The organism is Streptomyces sp. NPDC017202 (assembly GCF_044331705.1).
Taxonomy (GTDB): Bacteria; Actinomycetota; Actinomycetes; order Streptomycetales; family Streptomycetaceae; genus Streptomyces.
Window position 1 is genome coordinate 98,598 of the sequence record NZ_JBIRNP010000007.1, and the last position, 21,586, is coordinate 120,183.

Here is a 21,586-nt window from a genome sequence, read left to right on the forward strand (position 1 = left end):
GGGACACCGTTTCCGGTGTCCCCCTGGGGCTGCTAGTCGCGGGCCGCGGTCAGATGCTCGGCGTGTTCCTGGAGGGAACGCACCCCCACGTCCCCGTGGTTGAGGGCGTCGATGCCCTGGACGGCGGCGGCGAGCGCCTGGACCGTCGTCAGGCAGGGCACCGAGCGCGCCACCGCCGCCGTACGGATGTCGTAGCCGTCGAGACGGCCACCGGTGCCGTACGGGGTGTTGACGATGAGGTCGACCTGGCCGTCGTGGATGAGCTGGACGATGGTCTTCTCGCCGTTCGGGCCCACACCCTCGGACTGCTTGCGCACGACCGTGGCGTTGATGCCGTTGCGCTTGAGGACCTCGGCGGTGCCGGAGGTGGCGAGCAGCTCGAAGCCGTGGGCGACCAGCTCGCGCGCCGGGAAGATCATCGACCGCTTGTCGCGGTTGGCGACCGAGATGAACGCGCGGCCCTTGGTGGGCAGCGGGCCGTAGGCGCCCGCCTGCGACTTGGCGTACGCCGTGCCGAAGACGGAGTCGATGCCCATGACCTCGCCGGTGGAGCGCATCTCCGGGCCCAGGATGGTGTCGACGCCGCGGCCGGAGGTGTCGCGGAAGCGGGTCCACGGCATCACGGCCTCCTTGACGGAGATCGGCGCGTCCAGCGGCAGCTCGCCGCCGTCACCGGTCGCCGGGAGCAGCCCCTCGGCACGCAGTTCGGCGACGGTCGCGCCCAGGGAGATCCGGGCGGCGGCCTTGGCCAGCGGCACCGCGGTCGCCTTCGAGGTGAAGGGGACGGTGCGGGACGCGCGCGGGTTGGCCTCCAGGACGTAGAGGATGTCCCCGGCCATCGCGAACTGGATGTTGATCAGACCGCGGACGCCCACTCCGCGCGCGATGGCCTCCGTGGAGGCCCGCAGGCGCTTGATGTCGAAGCCGCCGAGGGTGATCGGGGGCAGGGCGCACGCCGAGTCGCCGGAGTGGATGCCGGCCTCCTCGATGTGCTCCATGACGCCGCCGAGGTACAGCTCCTCGCCGTCGTAGAGCGCGTCGACGTCGATCTCGATGGCGTCGTCGAGGAAGCGGTCGACGAGGACCGGCCGGGTGGGGCTGATCTCGGTCGACTCGGCGATGTAGGCGGACAGCCGGGTCTCGTCGTAGACGATCTCCATGCCGCGGCCGCCGAGGACGTACGACGGGCGGACGAGGACCGGGTAGCCGATCTCGTCGGCGATGGCCTTGGCCCCGGCGAAGGTGGTGGCGGTGCCGTGCTTCGGCGCCGGCAGGCCGGCCTCGGCGAGGACGCGTCCGAAGGCGCCCCGGTCCTCGGCCGCGTGGATCGCCTCGGGGGGCGTGCCGACGATCGGCACGCCGTTGTCCTTGAGCGCCTGCGCCAGACCCAGCGGGGTCTGGCCGCCGAGCTGGACGACGACACCGGCGATCGGGCCGGCCTGCGCCTCCGCGTGGACGATCTCCAGCACGTCCTCGAGCGTCAGCGGCTCGAAGTACAGGCGGTCGGAGGTGTCGTAGTCGGTGGAGACGGTCTCCGGGTTGCAGTTGACCATCACGGTCTCGTACCCGGCGTCGGACAGCGCGAAGGAGGCGTGCACGCAGGAGTAGTCGAACTCGATGCCCTGGCCGATGCGGTTCGGGCCGGAGCCCAGGATGATGACGGCCGGCTTCTCGCGGGTCGCGACCTCGCTCTCCTCGTCGTAGGAGGAGTAGAAGTACGGCGTCTTCGCCGCGAACTCGGCGGCGCAGGTGTCGACCGTCTTGTAGACGGGGCGGACGCCCAGCGCGTGCCGGACCTCGCGGACGACGTCCTCCCGCAGGCCGCGGATCTCGGCGATCTGCTGGTCGGAGAAGCCGTGCCGCTTGGCCTCGGCGAGCAGGTCGCCGTCGAGGCGGTCGGCGGCGGCCAGCTCGTCCGCGACCTCCTTGATCAGGAACAGCTGGTCGACGAACCAGGGGTCGATCTTCGTGAACGCGAAGACCTCCTCCGGGGTGGCGCCCGCGCGGATGGCCTGCATGACGGTGTTGATCCGGCCGTCGGTGGGGCGCACGGACTCGCGCAGCAGCTCGTCCTTGTCGCCGGGCTCGCCGACGAAGGTGAACTGGCTGCCCTTCTTCTCCAGCGAGCGCAGCGCCTTCTGGAAGGCCTCGGTGAAGTTGCGGCCGATGGCCATGGCCTCGCCGACCGACTTCATGGTGGTCGTGAGCGTGGAGTCGGCGCTCGGGAACTTCTCGAAGGCGAAGCGGGGGGCCTTGACGACCACGTAGTCGAGCGTGGGCTCGAAGGAGGCCGGGGTCTCCCGGGTGATGTCGTTCGGGATCTCGTCGAGGGTGTAGCCGACGGCGAGCTTGGCCGCGATCTTGGCGATCGGGAAGCCGGTCGCCTTGGAGGCCAGCGCCGACGAGCGGGACACGCGCGGGTTCATCTCGATGACGATGACCCGGCCGTCCTCGGGGTTCACCGCGAACTGGATGTTGCAGCCGCCGGTGTCCACGCCGACCTCGCGGATCACGGCGATGCCGACGTCGCGCAGGATCTGGTACTCGCGGTCGGTCAGTGTCATGGCGGGCGCGACGGTGATCGAGTCGCCGGTGTGCACGCCCATGGGGTCGAAGTTCTCGATGGAGCAGACGACCACGACGTTGTCGTGCTTGTCGCGCATCAGCTCCAGCTCGTACTCCTTCCAGCCGAGGATGGACTCCTCCAGGAGCACCTCGGTGGTCGGCGAGAGCGTGAGGCCCTGGCCGGCGATGCGGCGCAGCTCCTCCTCGTCGTGGGCGAAGCCGGAGCCGGCGCCGCCCATGGTGAAGGAGGGGCGGACGACGACCGGGTAGCCGCCCAGCTCGTCGACGCCGGCGAGGACCTCGTCCATCGTGTGGCAGATGACGGAGCGGGCGGACTCGCCGTGGCCGATCTTGCGGCGGACCTCCTCCACGACGTCCTTGAACCGGTCGCGGTCCTCGCCCTTGTGGATGGCCTCCACGTTGGCGCCGATCAGCTCGACGCCGTACTTGTCCAGGACGCCGTTCTCGGAGAGCGCGATGGCGGTGTTGAGGGCCGTCTGGCCGCCCAGGGTGGGCAGCAGGGCGTCCGGCCGCTCCTTGGCGATGATCTTCTCGACGAACTCCGGGGTGATCGGCTCGACGTAGGTGGCGTCGGCGATCTCCGGGTCGGTCATGATCGTCGCCGGGTTGGAGTTGACGAGGATCACGCGCAGGCCCTCGGCGCGCAGGACGCGGCACGCCTGGGTGCCGGAGTAGTCGAACTCGGCTGCCTGTCCGATGACGATCGGGCCGGAGCCGATGACCAGGACGGACTGGATATCGGTGCGCTTAGGCACGCTGGCCCTCCATCAGGACAGTGTTCATCAAAGACGTGAAGCGGTCGAACAGGTAGGCGGCGTCGTGCGGGCCCGCTGCCGCTTCGGGGTGGTACTGGACGGAGAAGGCCGGCTGGTCGAGCAGCCGGAGCCCCTCCACGACGTTGTCGTTCAGGCAGACGTGCGAGACCTCGACGCGCCCGAACCTGGTGTCGCTGACCTTGTCGAGCGGCGCGTCCACGGCGAACCCGTGGTTGTGCGCGGTGACCTCGACCTTGCCGGTCGTACGGTCCTGGACCGGCTGGTTGATGCCGCGGTGGCCGTACTTGAGCTTGTAGGTGCCGAAGCCGAGGGCGCGGCCGAGGATCTGGTTGCCGAAGCAGATGCCGAACAGGGGCGTCCGGCGCCGGAGCACCTCGCTCATCAGTTCCACGGGGCCGTCGGCGGTGGCCGGGTCGCCCGGGCCGTTGGAGAAGAACACGCCGTCCGGGCCGACGGCGTACACCTCGTCCGCCGTGGCGGTCGCGGGCAGCACGTGCACCTCGATGCCGCGCTCGGCCATGCGGTGCGGGGTCATGCCCTTGATGCCGAGGTCGATGGCGGCGACGGTGAACCGCTTCTCGCCGACCGCGGGGACGACGTACGCCTCCTTGGTGGCGACCTCCTCGTAGAGGCTCGCGCCCTTCATGTGCGGCTGGGCCTGCACCCGTGCGAGCAGCTCGGGGCCGGCCGCGATCGCCTCGCCGGAGAAGATGCCGGCGCGCATGGAGCCGCGCTCGCGCAGGTGCCGGGTGAGGGCGCGGGTGTCGATGCCGGAGATGCCGACGACCCCCTGCGCGACCAGCTCGTCGTCCAGGGAGCGCCTGGAGCGCCAGTTGGACGGCACGCGCGCGGGGTCGCGGACGACGTAGCCGGAGACCCAGATGCGGCCCGACTCGTCGTCCTCGTCGTTCCAGCCGGTGTTGCCGATCTGCGGCGCGGTCGCCACGACGATCTGACGGTCGTAGGAGGGGTCGGTCAGGGTCTCCTGGTAGCCGGTCATGCCGGTGGAGAACACCGCTTCGCCGAAGGTCTCCCCCACGGCCCCGTAGGCACGGCCGCGGAAGGTGCGGCCGTCCTCCAGGACGAGTACGGCGGGAGCCGCCTTGTGCCTCTGCGAGGCGATCCCCTGGATGGAGGTCGTCATCGTGCGCCTTCCGTTTCCCTCTTGTTGATCATGGAGTTGATGGCCTCGACCCACTCGGTGTGCTCGGCCGCGTGGTCCGAGCGGAAACCGGAGTCGATCAGTGTGCCGCCGTGCTCCCAGGTCACCAGGAGCAGTCCGCCCTCGGTGAGGACCTTGCCGGCGATGCCCTTGCCGAGCACCGCCTCGCGCAGCGCGCCGGCCGGAATGAAGAAGTCGTTCGCGCCGGGGCGCACGACGTCCAGTCCCGCGTCCGTCAGGGTGAGCTCGACCCTGCTGCGGGTGCCCAGGCCGTGCGCCACGATGCGGTCCAGCCACTGGCCTGCGGTGGTGGAGCCGTGGTAGCGACCGCTCATCGACAGCACAGTCGGTTTCGCCTCGCCGGGCTCGGAGGGCGCGGCGGGCAGCTCCGGCAGGTCGCCCTGGAGCGTGCCGCGCCACTTCCAGCCCTCGCGCATCAGCCAGTAGACGAGCGCGACGAAGAGGCCGAGGCCGACGACCCAGCCGACGCGGGCGGCCCAGTCGGTCACTTCGGCCGATTCCCTCTCGGCCGCGAGCAGGATTACAGATGTCACGTGAGCTTCCCGTCGACGAGCGTGGCCTTGCCCCGGAGCCAGGTGTGCGTCACACGGCCCGGCAGCTCACGCCCCTCGTACGGGGTGTTCCGGCTGCGCGAGGCGAAGCCCGCGGGGTCCACCCGCCCACGGTATGCCGTGTCGACGAGCGTGAGGTTGGCGGGCTCACCAGCCGAGACGGGGCGGCCGTGCCCCTGGGCCCGCCCGATGCGGGCCGGCGTGAAGGACATGCGGTCGGCGACCTGGGCCCAGTCCAGCAGGCCCGTCTCCACCATCGTCTCCTGGACCACCGACAGCGCGGTCTCCAGGCCGACCATGCCCATGGCGGCCGCGGCCCACTCGCAGTCCTTGTCCTCGTGCGGGTGCGGGGCGTGGTCGGTGGCGACGATGTCGATGGTGCCGTCGGCGAGCGCCTCGCGCAGAGCGCGCACATCGCGTTCGGTGCGCAGCGGCGGGTTCACCTTGTAGACCGGGTCGTAGGAACGCACCAGCTCGTCGGTGAGGAGGAGGTGGTGCGGGGTGACCTCGGCGGTGACGTCGATGCCGCGGGACTTGGCCCAGCGGACGATCTCGACGGAGCCGGCGGTGGACAGGTGGCAGATGTGGACGCGGGAGCCGACGTGCTCGGCGAGCAGCACGTCCCGCGCGATGATCGACTCCTCGGCGACGGCCGGCCAGCCCCCGAGCCCCAGCTCGGCGGAGACGACGCCCTCGTTCATCTGGGCGCCCTCGGTCAGCCGCGGTTCCTGTGCGTGCTGGGCGACGACGCCGCCGAAGGCCTTCACGTACTCCAGCGCGCGGCGCATGATCACGGCGTCGTCGACACACTTGCCGTCGTCGGAGAAGACGGTGACGCCGGCGGCGGACTCGTGCATCGCCCCCAGCTCGGCGAGCTTCCTGCCCTCCAGGCCGACGGTGACGGCGCCGATCGGCTGCACGTCGCAGTAGCCGTGCTCCCGGCCCAGTCGCCAGACCTGTTCGACGACGCCGGCGGTGTCCGCGACGGGGAAGGTGTTGGCCATGGCGAAGACGGCCGTGAAACCGCCGCTCGCGGCGGCGCGGGTGCCGGTCAGGACGGTCTCGGAGTCCTCGCGGCCCGGCTCGCGCAGATGGGTGTGCAGGTCGACGAGGCCCGGCAGCAGCACCTTGCCCCCGGCCTCGACGACCTCGGCGCCCTCGGCGGACAGCCCGCTGCCGACGGCCTCGACGACCTCGCCGTCGATCAGGACGTCCTGCGGCTCGCCGCCGAGGACCCGCGCACCACGGATAAGGGTCTTGCTCATGGTTCTTACTTCTCCTCGGTGGTACGGGCGTGGCTGACGGCGGGTTCGTTCCCGCCCAGGAGCAGGTAGAGGACGGCCATCCGGATCGACACGCCGTTGGCGACCTGTTCGACGACGGTGCAGCGGTCGGAGTCGGCGACCTCGGCGGTGATCTCCATGCCGCGGACCATCGGGCCGGGGTGCATCACGATGGCGTGCTCGGGCATCCGCGCCATCCGGTCGCCGTCGAGGCCGTAGCGCCGCGAGTACTCGCGCTCGGTCGGGAAGAACGCGGCGTTCATCCGCTCGCGCTGGACGCGCAGCATCATCACGGCGTCGGACTTGGGCAGCGTGCTGTCGAGGTCGTACGACACCTCGCAGGGCCAGGTCTCGACGCCGACCGGCACCAGGGTGGGCGGGGCGACGAGGGTGACCTCGGCGCCGAGGGTGTGCAGCAGGTCGACGTTGGAGCGGGCGACCCGGCTGTGCAGGACGTCTCCGACGATGGTGATCCGCTTGCCGGACAGGTCCTGGCCGAGACCGGCGTCGCGGCCGACGAGCCTGCGGCGCATGGTGAAGGCGTCCAGCAGCGCCTGGGTGGGGTGCTGGTGGGTGCCGTCACCGGCGTTGACGACGGCCGCGTCGATCCACCCGGAGGTGGCGAGGCGGTACGGCGCTCCGGAGGCGCCGTGCCGGATGACGACGGCGTCGACGCCCATGGCCTCCAGGGTCTGGGCGGTGTCCTTGAGCGACTCGCCCTTGGAGACGCTGGAGCCCTTGGCGGAGAAGTTGATGACGTCCGCGGACAGGCGCTTCTCGGCGGCCTCGAAGGAGATGCGGGTCCGGGTGGAGTCCTCGAAGAAGAGGTTGACGATGGTGCGGCCGCGCAGGGTCGGCAGCTTCTTGATGGGCCGGTCCGCCACCCGGGCCATCTCCTCGGCGGTGTCGAGGACATGGACGGCGTCGTCGCGGGTGAGGTCGGCGGCCGAGATGAGATGACTCTGCATCTGTCAGGCTCCGTAGGGCATGGGGAGTTTTCGGGCATGCGGGCGCGTGGAGGCACGCACTCGGGGGCGTACGTCGGAGTGCTAGTGCTGTGCGCCCGGGGCGGTCTGCCGGACACCGAGCAGCACGGTGTCGCGACCGTCCTCCTCGGCCAGCTGGACCTTGACCGTCTCCCGCAGCGACGTGGGGAGGTTCTTGCCGACGTAGTCGGCGCGGATGGGCAGTTCGCGGTGACCGCGGTCGACGAGGACCGCGAGCTGCACCGCGCGGGGGCGCCCGATGTCGTTCAGGGCGTCGAGGGCGGCGCGGATGGTGCGGCCGGAGAAGAGCACGTCGTCGACGAGGACGACCAGCTTGCCGTCGATCCCGTCGCCGGGGATCTCGGTGCGGGCGAGCGCCCGCGGCGGGTGCATGCGCAGGTCGTCGCGGTACATGGTGATGTCGAGGGAGCCGACCGGGATCTTGCGGTCGGTGATCTGCTCGAGCTTGGCGGCGAGCCGGCGGCCGAGGAAGACACCCCGGGTCGGGATGCCGAGGAGGACCACGTCGTCGGCGCCCTTGGCGCGCTCGACGATCTCGTGGGCGATGCGGGTCAGCACCCGCGCGATGTCGGGGCCTTCGAGGACGGGCCGCGCGTCCTGGGCGGCGTGCGGGCCCTGCGGGTCCCGCCCGTCCTGATTGTCGTACGTGTCCATAGGAAACGGACCTCCTTCTCCGCCTCACGGGACGGACCTTAAAGGACGTCGGATTTGCGCCATCCACGGTAGCAGGCCGGGGGGACACCTTTGTTCACCCCATTGGCCCAATGGGCCGCGGATACCACGGAAGAGTCGGTGTGGACCATTCGGCTTGACGCAGAAGAATCACGCTGCGTAACCTCACAGTGAGTTACCAGCCGCGCGGCATGGAAACCTCACCCAGTCGCGTCGACCCAGTGCCGGGGAGCTATATGTCCAGCGAATACGCCAAACAGCTCGGGGCCAAGCTCCGGGCGATCCGCACCCAGCAGGGCCTTTCCCTCCACGGTGTCGAGGAGAAGTCCCAGGGACGGTGGAAGGCGGTCGTGGTCGGTTCGTACGAGCGCGGCGACCGCGCCGTCACCGTGCAGCGCCTTGCGGAGCTGGCCGATTTCTACGGTGTTCCCGTGCAGGAGCTGCTCCCGGGCACCACTCCGGGCGGTGCCGCCGAGCCGCCGCCGAAGCTGGTCCTGGACCTGGAGCGGCTGGCCCACGTGCCGGTCGAGAAGGCCGGCCCCCTCCAGCGGTACGCGGCCACGATCCAGTCGCAGCGCGGCGACTACAACGGCAAGGTGCTCTCGATCCGCCAGGACGACCTGCGCACGCTCGCCGTCATCTACGACCAGTCGCCCTCGGTCCTGACCGAGCAGCTGATCAGCTGGGGCGTCCTGGACGCGGACGCGCGTCGCGCCGTCTCCCACGAGGAGGGCTGAGCGCCGCGGCGCCTCAGCAGAAACGTGCCGCCGGGGCGGCCGGACCGAAAGGTTCCGGCCGCCCCGGCGGCTTTGTCCCGGCCCGTGGAGCCCCAGGGGTCCCGGAAGGCCCCTCAAGGCCCCTCAAGGCCCCTCAAGGCCGAGGGGAACACCGACGGGCCGGGACGGCCGGAACATGCCGGAGGGCCCGCGGACGTGCTGTCCACGGGCCCTCCGGCGTCGGCGGTACCGCTCACGCCTCCCGGCGCAGCGACGGCTTGAGCTCCTTCAGCCGGCCGAGCAGGCCGTTCACGAACGAGGGCGACTCGTCCGTGGAGAACTCCTTCGCCAGCTGCACCATCTCGTCGAGGACGACGGCGTCCGGGGTCTCGTCGACCCAGATCAGCTCGTACGCGCCGAGCCGCAGGATGTTGCGGTCGACGACCGGCATCCGGTCGAGCGTCCAGCCGACCGAGTACTGGGAGAGCAGCTCGTCGATGCGCCGCGCGTGCTCCGCGAATCCCTCGACCAGCTGCATCGTGTACTCGCTCACCGGAGGCTGCCGGGTGTCGGCCCGGGAGAGCCGGATCCAGTCCGCGAGGACCGTCAGGACGTCGGCGCCGCGCTGGTCGCCCTCGAAGAGGATCTGGAAGGCGCGCTTGCGGGCCGTGTTGCGGGCAGCCACGGTTAGCTGTTCACCCGGCCGAGGTAGTCGCTCGTACGGGTGTCGACCTTGATCTTCTCACCGGTGGTGATGAAGAGCGGGACCTGGATCTGGTGACCGGTCTCCAGAGTGGCGGGCTTGGTGCCACCGGTGGAGCGGTCGCCCTGGAGGCCGGGCTCGGTCTCCTGCACGACGAGCTCGACGGCGGCCGGCAGCTCGACGAAGAGCACCTCGCCCTCGTGCTGCGCGACGGTGGCCGTGAAGCCCTCGATCAGGAAGTTGGCGGCGTCACCGACGGCCTTGCGGTCGACCATGAGCTGGTCGTAGGTCTCCATGTCCATGAAGACGAAGTACTCGCCGTCCATGTAGGAGAACTGCATGTCGCGCTTGTCGACAGTGGCCGTCTCGACCTTGACGCCGGCGTTGAAGGTCTTGTCGACCACCTTGCCGGACAGCACGTTCTTGAGCTTGGTGCGCACGAAGGCCGGGCCCTTGCCGGGCTTGACGTGCTGGAACTCGACGACGGACCAGAGCTGGCCGCCTTCGAGCTTGAGCACCAGGCCGTTCTTGAGGTCGTTCGTGGAAGCCACGGTTGCGGAATCTCCTGGACTGACGTGGACGACCCCGGGGGCACGCACCTGCCTGTAGCTATAGTGCGAGCAGCTCCTTGGTCGTGATGGTGAGTAGCTCGGGTCCGCCGTCCGCCTCGGGGCGCACGACGAGCGTGTCATCGATCCGGACACCGCCCCGGCCCGGGAGGTGGACCCCCGGTTCGACGGTGACCGGCACGCAAGCGTCCAGTTTACCCATGGCCGCGGGGCCCAGCTGCGGGTCCTCCTCGATTTCGAGTCCCACACCGTGCCCGGTGAGTGCCGTGAGGCCCTCGGCGTACCCCGCGGAGTCCAGCACCTGCCGTGCCGCACGGTCCACGTCGCGGTACGCGGCACCGGGCATCAGGCTTTCGCGTCCGGCCCGCTGAGCGGCGAAGACGAGATCGTAGAGCTCGATCTGCCACTCCGCGGGAGAGGTGCCGATGACGAACGTACGGCCGATCTCGCAGCGGTAGCCGCGGTACGTCGCCCCCAGGCAGACCGACAGGAAATCGCCCTCCTCCACACGCCGGTCGGTGGGCCGGTGACCCCGCCGCCCCGAGTTCGGGCCGGTGCCCACGGACGGAGTGAAGGCGGGGCCGTCGGCTCCGTGGTCGACGAGGCGGCGCTCCAGCTCCAGGGCGAGGTGGCGTTCGGTACGGCCGACGAGGATGGACTCCAGCAGTTCACCGAGGGCCTGGTCGGCGATCTCGGCGCCGATGCGAAGGCAGGAGATCTCCTCCTCGTCCTTGACGACCCTCAGCTGCTCCACGGCACCGCCGAGGTCGGCGAGGCGCAGCCGGGGCGCGACCGACCGCAGGGCGCGGTGCCGGGCCACCGTGAGGTGGTGCTCCTCGACCGCCAGGGAATCGGTGCCGCGGTCCGCGAGGATGCCCGCGGCGGCCACCGCGGGATCGCCTCCGGAGCGGGACAGCACCTGGACCTCGAGGGCCTCGTCGGGCCTGCCCTCGTGGGGCCGGTCGTCGGGTGGGTCCGTGCACACGAGGAGTTCCTCGTCCGCACTCAGCAGCAGGACGGCGCCCTGGGGGGCCGCGCCCGCGAGGTATCTCACATTGGAGGGACGGGAGACCAGTGCGCTCGCGCTGCCGCCGGCACTGCACCGTTCCCTGAGCCGTTTGCGGCGAGCCGCGTACACCTCTGACATGTGTCGAGCGTAGGAGGCCTGTCCGGATTGTGCCGGTTGGGCTGCGCCGAGCGGGGTGGGCGGGAGGACGGGGCGCTGGTGCCGCGGCTACCGCATCGCGGTGGTCACCGGTGTGATCACCAGCTCGGCGGGCTGGCTATCGCTCGCGCCAGCACGTCGTCCAGGACCCGTGCCGTCGTCGGGACGTCCAGCTGGGAATTGTCGATGATCGGGAGTCCGGAGCCGTACCAGCCGGCCATGCGCCCGTGGATGCGGGCGACCTCCTCGTCCGCGAGGCGGCGGTTGCCGGAGCGCTCCGCGTTGCGTTCCAGGACGACTTCGAGGCCGGGGAGCAGGACGACCGGGAGCAGGCCCGGCCCCACGTGCCGCTTCCAGCCGCCGAGCCCGACGGCCGGGCGGTCGGGGAAGATCGCGTCGTCGAGGATGCACGAGATGCCGTTGGCCAGGAAGTTGCGCGCGGCGAAGCCGCAGGTGCGGCGGGCCAGGCGGTACTGCGCCTCGGAGTGGTCGTTCCAGCCCGACTGGGGGTCGGCGAAGCCGGAGCGGACCCATTCGCGGACGTCGTCGAGGCTGATGTGGGCGGTGGGCACCCGGCGGTGGTCGGCCCAGAACTTGGCGACGCTGGTCTTCCCGGCGCCGGCCGGCCCGATGAGCAGTACCGCGAGCGTGGTGGCCGCCGGGTCGGGCGCCGCCGGGGCCGGCGGTGCGCTCGGCATGCCGACGGGGCCGCCGGGGGGCAGCGGTACGTGTCCGGTGACGTCGCCGGGCGGCGGGGCGTGCCGCGGGGGCGGAGCGTGCTGCGGAGCCGGGGGGTGCGCGGCGGGCGGGGCCGGGGGCGCGGGCCGGAGCGGGCCCGGCGGCGGGGCGGTGAAGCCCGGAGGCGGCGGCGGGGGCACGGGCCGTCCGGGGGTGCCGGCGGGCTGGTGCGGACCCGGGTGTTGCGCGGCCGGCGACCAGCCGACGGCCGGTCCGTGCCCCGGCTGATGGGGCGGCGGCAGCGGAGAACCCACTGCGTGCTGCATCCGGTGCCACTCCGTCTCGTACAGGTCCGTCTCGTACAGGCGATTGACGCTGGCCGCGAGGGTGCGGGCCCTCACTTCCCCCCGAACGGTACCGCCCCCGGCCGTCCTTTGGTGAACGGCCGGGGGCGGTGCGAAGTGCCCGGTGCGGCAAGCGAATCGGACGGATGGGGACCCTGCGGACTTACTCGGCCACCTCGCCGTACGCTGCGAGCAGCACGGCCGGGTCGGGGCCCTCGATGACGGTGGGCTTGGCCAGGCCGTCGAGGACGATGAAGCGCAGGAGGTCGCCGCGGGACTTCTTGTCGACCTTCATGTTCTCCAGCAGCTTGGGCCACTGGTCGTGCCGGTAGTGCAGCGGCAGTCCCACCGACTCCAGCACGGTGCGGTGGCGGTCGGCCGTGGCGTCGTCCAGCCGGCCTGCCAGGCGGCCCAGCTCGGCGGCGAAGTGCAGGCCGACCGAGACGGCCGCGCCGTGCCGCCACTTGTAGCGCTCGTTCTTCTCGATGGCGTGGGCGAGCGTGTGGCCGTAGTTGAGGATCTCCCGCAGGCCCGACTCCTTGAGGTCGGAGGAGACGACGTCCGCCTTGACCCGGATGGAGCGCTCGATCAGCTCGGCGGTGTGCGGGCCGGCCGGGGTGCGGGCGGCCTCGGGGTCGGCCTCGATGAGGTCGAGGATGACCGGGTCGGCGATGAAGCCGGCCTTGATGACCTCGGCGAGCCCGGAGACGTAGTCGTGGGTCGGCAGGGAGTCCAGCGCGGCCAGGTCGCAGAGCACGCCGGCCGGCGGGTGGAAGGCGCCGACGAGGTTCTTGCCCTCGGCGGTGTTGATCCCGGTCTTGCCGCCGACGGCCGCGTCCACCATGGCGAGCACGGTGGTCGGGATGGCGATCCAGCGCACCCCGCGCAGCCAGGTGGCGGCCACGAACCCGGCGAGGTCGGTGGTCGCGCCGCCGCCGACGCCCACCACGACGTCGGTGCGGGTGAACCCGGACTGGCCGAGCGCCTTCCAGCAGTAGGCCGCGACCTCGGCGGTCTTGGCCTCCTCCGCGTTGGGGACCTGGATGGCGACCGCCTCGAAGCCCTGTCCGGCCAGGTCGGCGCGGAGCGCCTCCCCGGTCTCGGCGAGCGCCTCGGGGTGGATCACCGCGACCCGCTTCGCGCGGTCGCCGATCAGCCCGCCCAGCTCGCCGAGGAGCCGGTGGCCGACCAGCACCTCGTACGGCTCGGAGCCGGCGCTGCCGCCGACCCGGATCCGCGTCACTGCCTCACTCATGCTTCCTTCAACTCCAACGCGTCCAGGGCTGCCTGGGTGACCTCTTCGGGCGTACGGCCGTCCGTCGGAACGACCGCGGTGGCGACCTCTTCGTAGAGGTGCCGGCGCGCCTCCATCAGCTCGCGCCACTGCTTGCGCGGGTTGACGGCGAGCAGCGGGCGGGCCGTGTTGAGGCCGGTCCGCCTGACGGCCTCCTCGACGTCCATCGACAGGTAGACCACCCGCTGCCCGGCCAGCCGGCCGCGCGTCTCCTCGTCGAGGACCGAGCCGCCGCCGAGCGCCAGGACGCCGTCGTGCTCGGCGAGCGCGCGCAGCACGGCCGCCTTCTCGAGGGCGCGGAAGGCGGGTTCGCCCTCCTCGACGAAGATGTCGGCGATGGCGCGGCCCTGCCCGGCGACGATGTCGTCGTCGGTGTCCCGGTAGGCGACCTGGAGCCGCTCGGCCAGCTGCTGACCGACGGTGGACTTGCCGACACCCATCGGCCCGACCAGGACGACCAGCGGCCCGCTCATCGGACGGGGAGGTGGTCGAGGTACGACCGCACGTTGCGGCGGGTCTCGGCGACGCTGTCGCCGCCGAACTTCTCCGCGACGGCGTCCGCGAGGACGAGCGCGACCATGGCCTCGGCGACGATGCCGGCCGCCGGCACGGCGCAGACGTCGGAGCGCTGGTGGTGGGCCTGTGTCGCCTCGCCGGTGGCCACGTCCACGGTGCGCAGCGCGCGCGGCACGGTGGCGATCGGCTTCATGGCCGCGCGCACGCGCAGCAGTTCGCCGGTGGACAGACCGCCCTCGGTGCCGCCGGCGCGGCCGGAGGCCCGCCGGAGCCCCTCGGGGGTGCCGACGATCTCGTCGTGCGCCTGCGAGCCGGGCACGCGCGCGAGGTCGAACCCGTCGCCGACCTCGACGCCCTTGATCGCCTGGATGCCCATGAGGGCACCGGCCAGCCGGGCGTCCAGCTTGCGGTCCCAGTGCACGTGCGAGCCCAGGCCCACCGGCACGTCGTAGGCCAGCACCTCGACGACTCCGCCGAGGGTGTCGCCGTCCTTGTGGGCCTGGTCGATCTCGGCGACCATCGCCTTCGACGCGTCCGCGTCCAGGCAGCGCACCGGGTCGGCGTCGAGCTTCTCGACGTCGGCGGGGGTCGGGTACACGCCGTACGGCGCCTTGGCGGCGGCGATCTCCACGACGTGGGACACGATCTCGATGCCGGCCGTCTCCTTCAGGTACGACCGGGCGACGGCGCCCAGGGCGACGCGGGCGGCCGTCTCGCGCGCGGAGGCGCGCTCCAGGATCGGCCGGGCCTCGTCGAAGCCGTACTTCTGCATGCCGGCCAGGTCGGCGTGGCCGGGGCGGGGGCGGGTCAGCGGTGCGTTGCGGGCGAGCCCGGCGAGCACCTCGGGGTCGACCGGGTCGGCCGCCATGACCTGGTCCCACTTCGGCCACTCGGTGTTGCCCACCATGACCGCGACCGGGGAACCGAGGGTGAGGCCGTGGCGGACACCGCCGAGGAAGGTCACCTCGTCCCGCTCGAACTTCATCCGTGCACCGCGCCCGTAGCCGAGCCGGCGCCTCGCCAGATGGTCCGCCACCATGTCCGTGGTGATCGGCACGCCGGCGGGAAGGCCCTCCAGCGTCGCCACGAGTGCGGGACCGTGGGACTCCCCCGCGGTCAGCCAGCGCAACCTGCTCAACGGTGCTCCTCAGTCTCGCGCCTGGTCCTGCCCTGCGTACGCGCGTCCTCGCGTACGGCAACGGCGCGACCGGGTGCGCGACCCTGGTCCGCCACCCCCGATCCTCCCACGTCCACCGCCCGCAACCGGCCGCCGGTCCATCTGGCGGACGTCGAGTACCGGCGGGCGGGCTCCCGCGAGCCGGACCGGACGCGGGGATCCCGCTACGGGCGGGAGGCGAGCGCGTGCTCTCCGGCCTTGCGCATCGCGTCCAGGGGGGCCGGGGAGCGCCCGGTCATCCGCTCCACCTGGAGCGCCGCCTGGTGCACCAGCAGGTCGAGGCCGCTGACGACGGCGCCGCCGAACATCGACCAGCGGGCGGCCAGTTCGGTCGGCCAGGGGTGGTAGAGCACGTCGAAGAGGGTGGCGGGCCGCTCCGGCACGGCGGCGGCGAGCGCGTCGGTGGTGCCGGCGGGCGTGGTGGCGATCACCAGGGGGGCGCGCAGCGCCTCGGCCGCGTCGGCCCAGTCGGCCGTGCGGACGTCGACGTCGAGGCGCTCGCCCCACTGCCGCATCTCGGCGGCGCGGTCCGCGCTGCGCACGTAGACCACGACCTCGCCGGCGCAGACCCTGGACATCGCGGCCAGCGCGGAGGAGGCGGTGGCGCCGGCGCCGAGGATCGCGGCCGAGTCGACCTGCTCGACGCCGTGCTCGCGCAGGGCGGCGACCATGCCGGGGATGTCGGTGTTGTCGCCGACGCGGCGGCCGTCCTCGGTGAACACCAGGGTGTTGACCGCCTCGACGGCGGCCGCCGTCTCGCTGACCTCGTCCAGCAGGGGGACGACCGCGCGCTTGAGCGGCATGGTCAGCGACAGTCCCGCCCACTCGGCCCCGAGCCCCTCGACGAAGGAGGGCAGGGCCGCCTCGTCCACGTCGAAGAGGTCGTACGTCCACTGCGTCAGGTCCATCGCCCGGTACGCGGCACGGTGCAGCACCGGGGAGAGGGAGTGGGCGACGGGGCTGCCGAGCACGGCGGCGCGGTGCCGGTGGACGTGCTCGGTCCGGGTGGTGTCGGTCATGTCCTCAGTTACCGGCGCTCTCGTTGAACTTGTCCTTGAGCCGTTCGAATTCCGCGTAGGTCTTGGCGAACTCGGTCTTGTTCTCGCCGTCGGTCGCCACGAAGTAGATCCAGCCGTCGCTCGTCGGGGTCAGCGCCGCCGTCAGCGCCTCGGCCCCGGGGTTCCCGATCGGTCCCGGCGGAAGGCCCTTCTGGGTGTACGTGTTGTACGGGTCCTGGTTGCTGTTGATCTCGGACTCGCTGATGTGGATGTTGCTCTCGTTCTTCAGGTAGTTGAAGGTCGAGTCGAACTGGAGCAGCTGGTTGGTCTCGGTGTTCGTCGGCTTGAGGCGGTTGTAGACCACCTCCGCCATCTTGCGGAAGTCGTCGTGCGTCTTGCCCTCCGCCTGGACCAGGCTGGCGACCGTGATGACCTGGAGCGGGTTCTCCAGTTTCAGCGCCTTGGCCTTGGCCTCGAGGTCGTACTTGCCGTAGGCCTCGTCGGCCCGGGCGACCATCTGCTTGAGGACCGTGGCGGGCTTCATGCCCTTGGCGGCGGGGTAGGTGCCGGGGTAGAGGAAGCCCTCCAGCGGGTCCTTGGCGTCGCCGTCGGCGTTCGCCCAGTCGGGCAGGCCGAGGTTCTTGAATTCCTTCTCCGCGACGTCCCTGGTGGTGCCGGCGGCGAGGCCGAGTTTGCTGTCGATCGCCTTGTAGACGGCGATGTTCCGCTGGCCGGGCGGGACCATCACGTTGGCCTGGCTCTTGGGATCGAGCATCATCTCCACGGCGCTCTTGGCGGACATCTCCTTCCTGAGGATGTACGCGCCCGCCTGGATCTGGTCCCCGTTGTTGGTGGTGAAGGCGGACACGAAGGCGTCCACGCTCTTCACCACACCGGCGTCCTTCAGCTTGCGGCCGATGTCGACACCGCGGGCGCCCTTCGGGACCTCGATGCTGACGGTCTGGCTGGTGCCGTCGCCCGTGAAGTCCGGGGCCGCGCTGTGACGGTTCTGGTAGAACTGGTAGCCGAAGTAGGTGACGCCGCCGAGACCGCCGCCGAACACCAGCAGGACGACCAGGCAGGCACAGCCGTTGCGGCTCTTCTTGCTCTTGGCGCCCTTGGCCCCTTTGCCGCCGCGGCCGCGCCGGTCGCCGCGCGTCTCCGGCTCGTCGTCGTCCTCGTCGTCCGCCCCGCCGCCCGCGAAGAAGGCGTGCTCGCCCTGGTCGGGACCGGGGTCCCAGTCGGGCCGCGACTGCGCCGCCTCCGGTTCCGGCTCGGCGCGCCTGCGCGCGGGCGGCTCCGGCGGCGGATAGGCGTCCGGCGTCCCGTAGAGGTCGGGCTGTTCGGCGCCGTAGGCCGCGGCCTGCTGGCCGTACGGGTCACCGGGGTCGGCGGCGTAGGGGACCTGCGCGTGGCTGCCGGTGCCGTCCCAGCCGCCCTCCTGGTAGGCCTGCTGGTCGCGGTGGGCGTACTGCTGGCCCTGAGCGGCGTACTGCTGCTGCTCGTAGGACTGCTGGTACTGCTGCTGGTCGTACTCCTGCCGGCCGTACTGCTGCGGCTGGCCGTTGCTCCAGTCCGCGTACTCCTGCTGCGGCTGTTGCGGGTGCTGCGGGTACTGGTGCTGCGGCTGGCCGCCGTAGGCAGGCTGGTGGCCGGTGTGGCCCTGCTGCCCTTCCCATCCGCCGTCCCCGTACAACGGGTCCTCCGGATGCCACGGTTCGGAGCCAGGGCCCCGGCCATACTCAGTCATCGATCCCCTAGAGCCGCGAGGCGGCGGTCGCGCGGCTTGTGGGCCCGGCTACCGTCCCGCCTCTTTCTGTGCGGTCGCTGTTCGAACACCACCGCATCGCGCGGAACGTTACCGTATCGCGATCAGATGACCACTTCGACGCCCTCGCCGGGTGCCGAGCCTGACACCCGTTCGGATTCCAGCGCCTGCTGAAGGATGATCACAGCGGCCGCCTGGTCGATGACGGAACGTCCCTTCCTGGACTTCACGCCCGAGGCACGCAGTCCCTGACTGGCCGTCACCGTCGTCATCCGCTCGTCGACCAGCCGGACCGGGACCGGCGCGATGCCCTTGGCCAGCTCCTGGGCGAAGGCACGCACCTTGACCGCGGCCGGGCCCTCGCCCCCCTTGAGGGAGCGAGGGAGGCCGACGACGACCTCGATCGGCTCGTACTCCTCGACGAGCTGCCGCAGCCGACGGTGGGCCGCCGGGACGTCGCGGCCGGGAACCGTCTCCACCGGGGTGGCGAGGATCCCGTCGGGGTCGCACGAGGCGACCCCGATCCGGGCGTCCCCGACGTCGACGGCGAGACGGCGGCCCTTGCGCATGGGACGGCTCACTTGGCCGATTCCGCCACGAGCCGCTCGACGGCGTCGACGGCCTCGCCGACGGCGGCCGGGTTCTGGCCGCCGCCCTGGGCGACGTCCGGCTTGCCGCCACCTCCGCCGCCGAGGGTCTTGGCCGCCGTACGGACCAGGTCGCCGGCCTTGAGGCCGCGCTCGCGGGCGGCCTCGTTGGTGGCGATGACCGTGAGCGGCTTGCCGTTGTTGACCGTGAACAGGGCGACCACGACGGCCCGCCCGCCCTGGATGCGGCCGCGCACGTCGAGGACCAGCTTGCGCAGGTCGTCCGGCGTGGTGCCGTCCGGGACCTGGCCGGTGACGACGGCGACGCCGCGGACGTCCTTGGCGGACCCGGCGAGACCGGCGGCGGCCTGGAGGACCTTCTCGGCGCGGAACTTCTCGATCTCCTTCTCGGCGTCCTTCAGCTTGCCGAGCATGGCGGAGACCTTCTCCGGGAGCTCCTCCGGGCGGCCCTTGATCAGCTCCTGGAGCTGGGCGACGACCGTGTGCTCACGGGCCAGGAAGTTGTAGGCGTCGACGCCGACGAGGGCCTCGATACGGCGCACGCCCGAACCGATCGACGACTCGCCGAGCAGCTTCACCAGGCCGAGCTGGGCGGTGTTGTGCACGTGGGTGCCGCCGCACAGCTCCTTGGAGAAGTCGCCGATGGTCACGACGCGGACCCGCTCGCCGTACTTCTCGCCGAACTCGGCGATGGCGCCCTGCTTCTTGGCCTCGTCGAGGCTCAGGATCTCGGCGTGCACGTCCAGGTCGCGGGCGAGCACCTCGTTGATCTTCTGCTCGACGTCGGTCATCACGGCCGTCGGGACGGCGGCGGGAGAGCCGAAGTCGAAGCGGAAGCGGCCGGGCTGGTTCTCGGAACCGGCCTGGGCGGCCGTCGGGCCGAGGGCGTCGCGCAGGGCCTGGTGGGTGAGGTGCGTGGCCGAGTGGGCGCGGGCGATGGCCGTACGGCGGCGGCCGTCGATCGAGGCGTGGGCCTTGGCCCCGACGGTCACCTCGCCGAACTGGACGACGCCCTTGTGGACGTACACGCCCGGCACCGGCTTCTGGGTGTCGCGGATCTCGACGACGGCACCGGTGTCGATCTTGATGCGGCCGGTGTCGCCGATCTGGCCGCCGCCCTCGGCGTAGAACGGGGTGCGGTCCAGGACGATCTCGACCTCGTCGCCCTCGGTGGCGGCCGGGGAGGAGACGCCGTCGACGAGGATGCCGACGACCGTGGTCTCGCCCTCGGTGTCGGTGTAGCCGATGAAGTCGGTCTCGCCGGCCTTGTCGGCGATCTCGCGGTAGGCGCCGGCGCCGGCGTGGCCGGTCTTCTTGGCCTGGGCGTCGGCCTTGGCGCGCTCCCGCTGTTCCTTCATCAGGCGGCGGAAGCCGTCCTCGTCCACGGACAGCCCCTGCTCGGCGGCCATCTCCAGGGTGAGGTCGATCGGGAAGCCCCAGGTGTCGTGGAGCAGGAAGGCCTTGTCGCCGGACAGGACGCTGCCCCCGGCCTGCTTGGTCTCGGTGACGGCGGTGTCGAGGATGTTCGTGCCGCCCTTGAGGGCCTTGAGGAAGGCGTTCTCCTCGGCGACGGCGACCTTCTCGATCCGCTCGCGGTCGGAGACGAGCTCCGGGTACTGCTGGCCCATCATCTCGATGACCGTGTCGATCAGGTCCTTGACGACCGGGCCGGTGGCGCCGAGCAGGCGCATGTTGCGGATGGCGCGGCGCATGATGCGGCGCAGGACGTAGCCGCGGCCCTCGTTGCCGGGGGTCACGCCGTCGCCGATGAGCATCACCGAGGTGCGCATGTGGTCGGTGACCACGCGCAGGGAGACGTCCGATTCGTGGGCGTCGCCGTAGGCCACACCGGTCAGCTCGGTGGCCTTCTTGATGACGGCCATGGAGGTGTCGATCTCGTACATGTTCTGCACGCCCTGCAGAATCATGGCGAGGCGCTCCAGGCCGAGGCCCGTGTCGATGTTCTTGCTCGGCAGTTCGCCCAGGATCTCGAAGTTGTCCTTGCCGATGCCCTCGCCGCGCTCGTACTGCATGAAGACGAGGTTCCAGATCTCCACGTACCGCTCGTCGTTGACGGCGGGGCCGCCCTCGACGCCGAACTCGGGGCCGCGGTCGTAGTTGATCTCGGAACAGGGACCGCACGGGCCGGGGACGCCCATGGACCAGTAGTTGTCCTTCATGCCGAGGCGCTGGATGCGCTCCTTCGGCACCCCGACGACCTCGTGCCAGATGCGCTCGGCCTCGTCGTCGTCCTTGTAGACGGTGATCCAGAGCTTCTCCGGCTCCAGGCCGTAACCACCCTTGTCCTGGGGGCTGGTGAGCAGCTCCCAGGCGTGCTTGATGGCGCCTTCCTTGAAGTAGTCGCCGAAGGAGAAGTTGCCGCACATCTGGAAGAACGTGCCGTGGCGGGTGGTCTTGCCGACCTCTTCGATGTCGGGCGTGCGCACGCACTTCTGCACGCTGGTGGCGCGCTGGAAGGGCGGCTTGACCTCACCCAGGAAGTAGGGCTTGAAGGGCACCATGCCGGCGGGGACCAGGAGCAGAGTCGGGTCGTCCGCGATGAGCGACGCCGAAGGGACGACGGTGTGCCCGCGCTCCTCGAAGAAGCTCAGCCAGCGGCGGCGGATCTCAGCCGACTCCATCAGTGGTCCTCATTCCGGTTGTACGAGTACGTCGTGTCGTCGACGTGCTTCGGCTTGCTGGGACGGTTCTCGATGGCGGTGTACCGCCGGGGCGCGGGGAGTTCGGGGTCCGAGCGGAGCCCGAGCGCGTCCCCCAGTTCGGCCTCCCGCTGGGCCATGTTGTCGCGGACGTCGAGCGCGAAACCCACCGCGCGGTCCTTGAGGCGCGCTCCCGTCTCGAGAGCCTTGTTGGCCGCGGTCGCGGCGAGGCTCTCGGGGGTCAGCTGCCTCAGCTTGCGGTTGACCTTGGTGGTGGCCCACACACCGGCGGCGACACCGGTGCCGAACCAGAACGTACGGCGGAACATCGC

The 21,586-nt window shown here is 71.2% G+C and carries 19 protein-coding genes; 1 reads left to right on the top strand and 18 read right to left on the bottom strand.

Annotated features, from left to right (window positions below; genetic code table 11):
- Window positions 1-32: 32 nt before the first annotated feature.
- From carB to pyrR, 6 genes are all read right to left on the bottom strand, one after another.
- Window positions 33-3,341, bottom strand: a complete 3,309-nt coding sequence (carB, locus tag ACH4N1_RS16220; RefSeq protein ID WP_398097654.1) for a carbamoyl-phosphate synthase large subunit — start codon at window positions 3,339-3,341, stop codon at window positions 33-35.
- Window positions 3,334-4,506: a glutamine-hydrolyzing carbamoyl-phosphate synthase small subunit gene (carA, locus tag ACH4N1_RS16225; protein WP_398097656.1), complete on the bottom strand. Its 1,173-nt coding sequence runs from the start codon at window positions 4,504-4,506 to the stop codon at window positions 3,334-3,336. Before carA ends, carB begins: the two co-directional genes overlap by 8 nt.
- Window positions 4,503-5,078, bottom strand: a complete 576-nt coding sequence (locus tag ACH4N1_RS16230; RefSeq protein WP_398097658.1) for a hypothetical protein — start codon at window positions 5,076-5,078, stop codon at window positions 4,503-4,505. The genes carA and ACH4N1_RS16230 overlap by 4 nt, the downstream gene beginning before the upstream one ends.
- Window positions 5,075-6,361 (bottom strand): dihydroorotase, encoded by a 1,287-nt coding sequence (locus ACH4N1_RS16235; protein WP_398097660.1) that lies wholly within the window; start codon window positions 6,359-6,361, stop codon window positions 5,075-5,077. The genes ACH4N1_RS16230 and ACH4N1_RS16235 overlap by 4 nt, the downstream gene beginning before the upstream one ends.
- 5 nt (window positions 6,362-6,366) lie before the next feature.
- Window positions 6,367-7,347 carry an aspartate carbamoyltransferase catalytic subunit gene (locus ACH4N1_RS16240; RefSeq protein ID WP_398097661.1) on the bottom strand — a complete coding sequence of 327 codons (981 nt, stop codon included), beginning with the start codon at window positions 7,345-7,347 and terminating at the stop codon, window positions 6,367-6,369.
- Between the two features lie 81 nt (window positions 7,348-7,428).
- Window positions 7,429-8,040: a bifunctional pyr operon transcriptional regulator/uracil phosphoribosyltransferase PyrR gene (pyrR, locus tag ACH4N1_RS16245; RefSeq protein ID WP_382784453.1), complete on the bottom strand. Its 612-nt coding sequence runs from the start codon at window positions 8,038-8,040 to the stop codon at window positions 7,429-7,431.
- 254 nt (window positions 8,041-8,294) lie between these two features.
- Here pyrR and bldD point away from each other — a divergent pair, with 254 nt between their 5' ends.
- The gene (gene bldD / locus ACH4N1_RS16250; RefSeq protein WP_020128858.1) at window positions 8,295-8,795 is read left to right on the top strand and encodes a transcriptional regulator BldD; all 501 of its coding nucleotides are present in this window, start codon (window positions 8,295-8,297) and stop codon (window positions 8,793-8,795) included.
- 232 nt (window positions 8,796-9,027) lie between these two features.
- Here the strand turns inward: bldD and nusB are convergent, their stop codons facing one another.
- The 12 genes from nusB to ACH4N1_RS16310 all read right to left on the bottom strand — a co-directional run bounded on the left by nusB (window position 9,028) and on the right by ACH4N1_RS16310 (window position 21,583).
- The gene (nusB, locus tag ACH4N1_RS16255) at window positions 9,028-9,459 is read right to left on the bottom strand and encodes a transcription antitermination factor NusB (RefSeq protein WP_363091379.1); all 432 of its coding nucleotides are present in this window, start codon (window positions 9,457-9,459) and stop codon (window positions 9,028-9,030) included.
- A 2-nt stretch (window positions 9,460-9,461) separates the two neighbouring features.
- The gene (gene efp, locus ACH4N1_RS16260; protein WP_020117452.1) at window positions 9,462-10,028 is read right to left on the bottom strand and encodes an elongation factor P; all 567 of its coding nucleotides are present in this window, start codon (window positions 10,026-10,028) and stop codon (window positions 9,462-9,464) included.
- Between the two features lie 58 nt (window positions 10,029-10,086).
- Window positions 10,087-11,193, bottom strand: coding sequence for an aminopeptidase P family protein (locus tag ACH4N1_RS16265; protein ID WP_398097662.1), 1,107 nt, complete (start codon window positions 11,191-11,193; stop codon window positions 10,087-10,089).
- A gap of 116 nt (window positions 11,194-11,309) precedes the next feature.
- Window positions 11,310-12,215 carry a Pro-rich N-terminal domain-containing protein gene (locus ACH4N1_RS16270; RefSeq protein ID WP_398097931.1) on the bottom strand — a complete coding sequence of 302 codons (906 nt, stop codon included), beginning with the start codon at window positions 12,213-12,215 and terminating at the stop codon, window positions 11,310-11,312.
- Between the two features lie 181 nt (window positions 12,216-12,396).
- On the bottom strand, window positions 12,397-13,488 hold the full coding sequence (gene aroB / locus ACH4N1_RS16275; RefSeq protein WP_398097664.1) for a 3-dehydroquinate synthase: 1,092 nt from the start codon (window positions 13,486-13,488) through the stop codon (window positions 12,397-12,399).
- Window positions 13,485-14,000, bottom strand: a complete 516-nt coding sequence (locus ACH4N1_RS16280; RefSeq protein ID WP_398097665.1) for a shikimate kinase — start codon at window positions 13,998-14,000, stop codon at window positions 13,485-13,487. Before ACH4N1_RS16280 ends, aroB begins: the two co-directional genes overlap by 4 nt.
- Entirely contained in the window at window positions 13,997-15,181 is a 1,185-nt protein-coding gene (gene aroC, locus ACH4N1_RS16285; RefSeq protein WP_366057822.1) for a chorismate synthase, read from the bottom strand. The genes ACH4N1_RS16280 and aroC overlap by 4 nt, the downstream gene beginning before the upstream one ends.
- Before the next feature lie 203 nt (window positions 15,182-15,384).
- On the bottom strand, window positions 15,385-16,239 hold the full coding sequence (locus tag ACH4N1_RS16290; protein ID WP_398097666.1) for a shikimate dehydrogenase: 855 nt from the start codon (window positions 16,237-16,239) through the stop codon (window positions 15,385-15,387).
- A gap of 4 nt (window positions 16,240-16,243) precedes the next feature.
- Window positions 16,244-17,968: an endolytic transglycosylase MltG gene (gene mltG, locus ACH4N1_RS16295; protein ID WP_398097668.1), complete on the bottom strand. Its 1,725-nt coding sequence runs from the start codon at window positions 17,966-17,968 to the stop codon at window positions 16,244-16,246.
- A 122-nt stretch (window positions 17,969-18,090) separates the two neighbouring features.
- Window positions 18,091-18,555, bottom strand: coding sequence for a Holliday junction resolvase RuvX (gene ruvX / locus ACH4N1_RS16300; RefSeq protein ID WP_398097933.1), 465 nt, complete (start codon window positions 18,553-18,555; stop codon window positions 18,091-18,093).
- Window positions 18,556-18,563: 8 nt separating this feature from the next.
- Window positions 18,564-21,236 (bottom strand): alanine--tRNA ligase, encoded by a 2,673-nt coding sequence (gene alaS / locus ACH4N1_RS16305; protein ID WP_398097669.1) that lies wholly within the window; start codon window positions 21,234-21,236, stop codon window positions 18,564-18,566.
- Window positions 21,236-21,583, bottom strand: coding sequence for a hypothetical protein (locus ACH4N1_RS16310; RefSeq protein ID WP_382792298.1), 348 nt, complete (start codon window positions 21,581-21,583; stop codon window positions 21,236-21,238). Before ACH4N1_RS16310 ends, alaS begins: the two co-directional genes overlap by 1 nt.
- Window positions 21,584-21,586 lie beyond the last annotated feature (3 nt).

Excerpts from the sequence above, each read along its gene's own strand:
- carA (WP_398097656.1), bottom strand. The coding sequence starts at position 4,506 with ATGACGACCTCCATCCAGGGGATCGCCTCGCAGAGGCACAAGGCGGCT.
- ACH4N1_RS16235 (WP_398097660.1), bottom strand. The coding sequence starts at position 6,361 with ATGAGCAAGACCCTTATCCGTGGTGCGCGGGTCCTCGGCGGCGAGCCG.
- ACH4N1_RS16240 (WP_398097661.1), bottom strand. The coding sequence starts at position 7,347 with ATGCAGAGTCATCTCATCTCGGCCGCCGACCTCACCCGCGACGACGCC.
- pyrR (WP_382784453.1), bottom strand. The coding sequence starts at position 8,040 with ATGGACACGTACGACAATCAGGACGGGCGGGACCCGCAGGGCCCGCAC.
- bldD (WP_020128858.1), top strand. The coding sequence starts at position 8,295 with ATGTCCAGCGAATACGCCAAACAGCTCGGGGCCAAGCTCCGGGCGATC.
- ACH4N1_RS16265 (WP_398097662.1), bottom strand. The coding sequence starts at position 11,193 with ATGTCAGAGGTGTACGCGGCTCGCCGCAAACGGCTCAGGGAACGGTGC.
- ACH4N1_RS16270 (WP_398097931.1), bottom strand. The coding sequence starts at position 12,215 with ATGCAGCACGCAGTGGGTTCTCCGCTGCCGCCGCCCCATCAGCCGGGG.
- aroB (WP_398097664.1), bottom strand. The coding sequence starts at position 13,488 with ATGAGTGAGGCAGTGACGCGGATCCGGGTCGGCGGCAGCGCCGGCTCC.
- ACH4N1_RS16280 (WP_398097665.1), bottom strand. The coding sequence starts at position 14,000 with ATGAGCGGGCCGCTGGTCGTCCTGGTCGGGCCGATGGGTGTCGGCAAG.
- ACH4N1_RS16290 (WP_398097666.1), bottom strand. The coding sequence starts at position 16,239 with ATGACCGACACCACCCGGACCGAGCACGTCCACCGGCACCGCGCCGCC.
- mltG (WP_398097668.1), bottom strand. The coding sequence starts at position 17,968 with ATGACTGAGTATGGCCGGGGCCCTGGCTCCGAACCGTGGCATCCGGAG.
- ruvX (WP_398097933.1), bottom strand. The coding sequence starts at position 18,555 with ATGCGCAAGGGCCGCCGTCTCGCCGTCGACGTCGGGGACGCCCGGATC.
- alaS (WP_398097669.1), bottom strand. The coding sequence starts at position 21,236 with ATGGAGTCGGCTGAGATCCGCCGCCGCTGGCTGAGCTTCTTCGAGGAG.
- ACH4N1_RS16310 (WP_382792298.1), bottom strand. The coding sequence starts at position 21,583 with ATGTTCCGCCGTACGTTCTGGTTCGGCACCGGTGTCGCCGCCGGTGTG.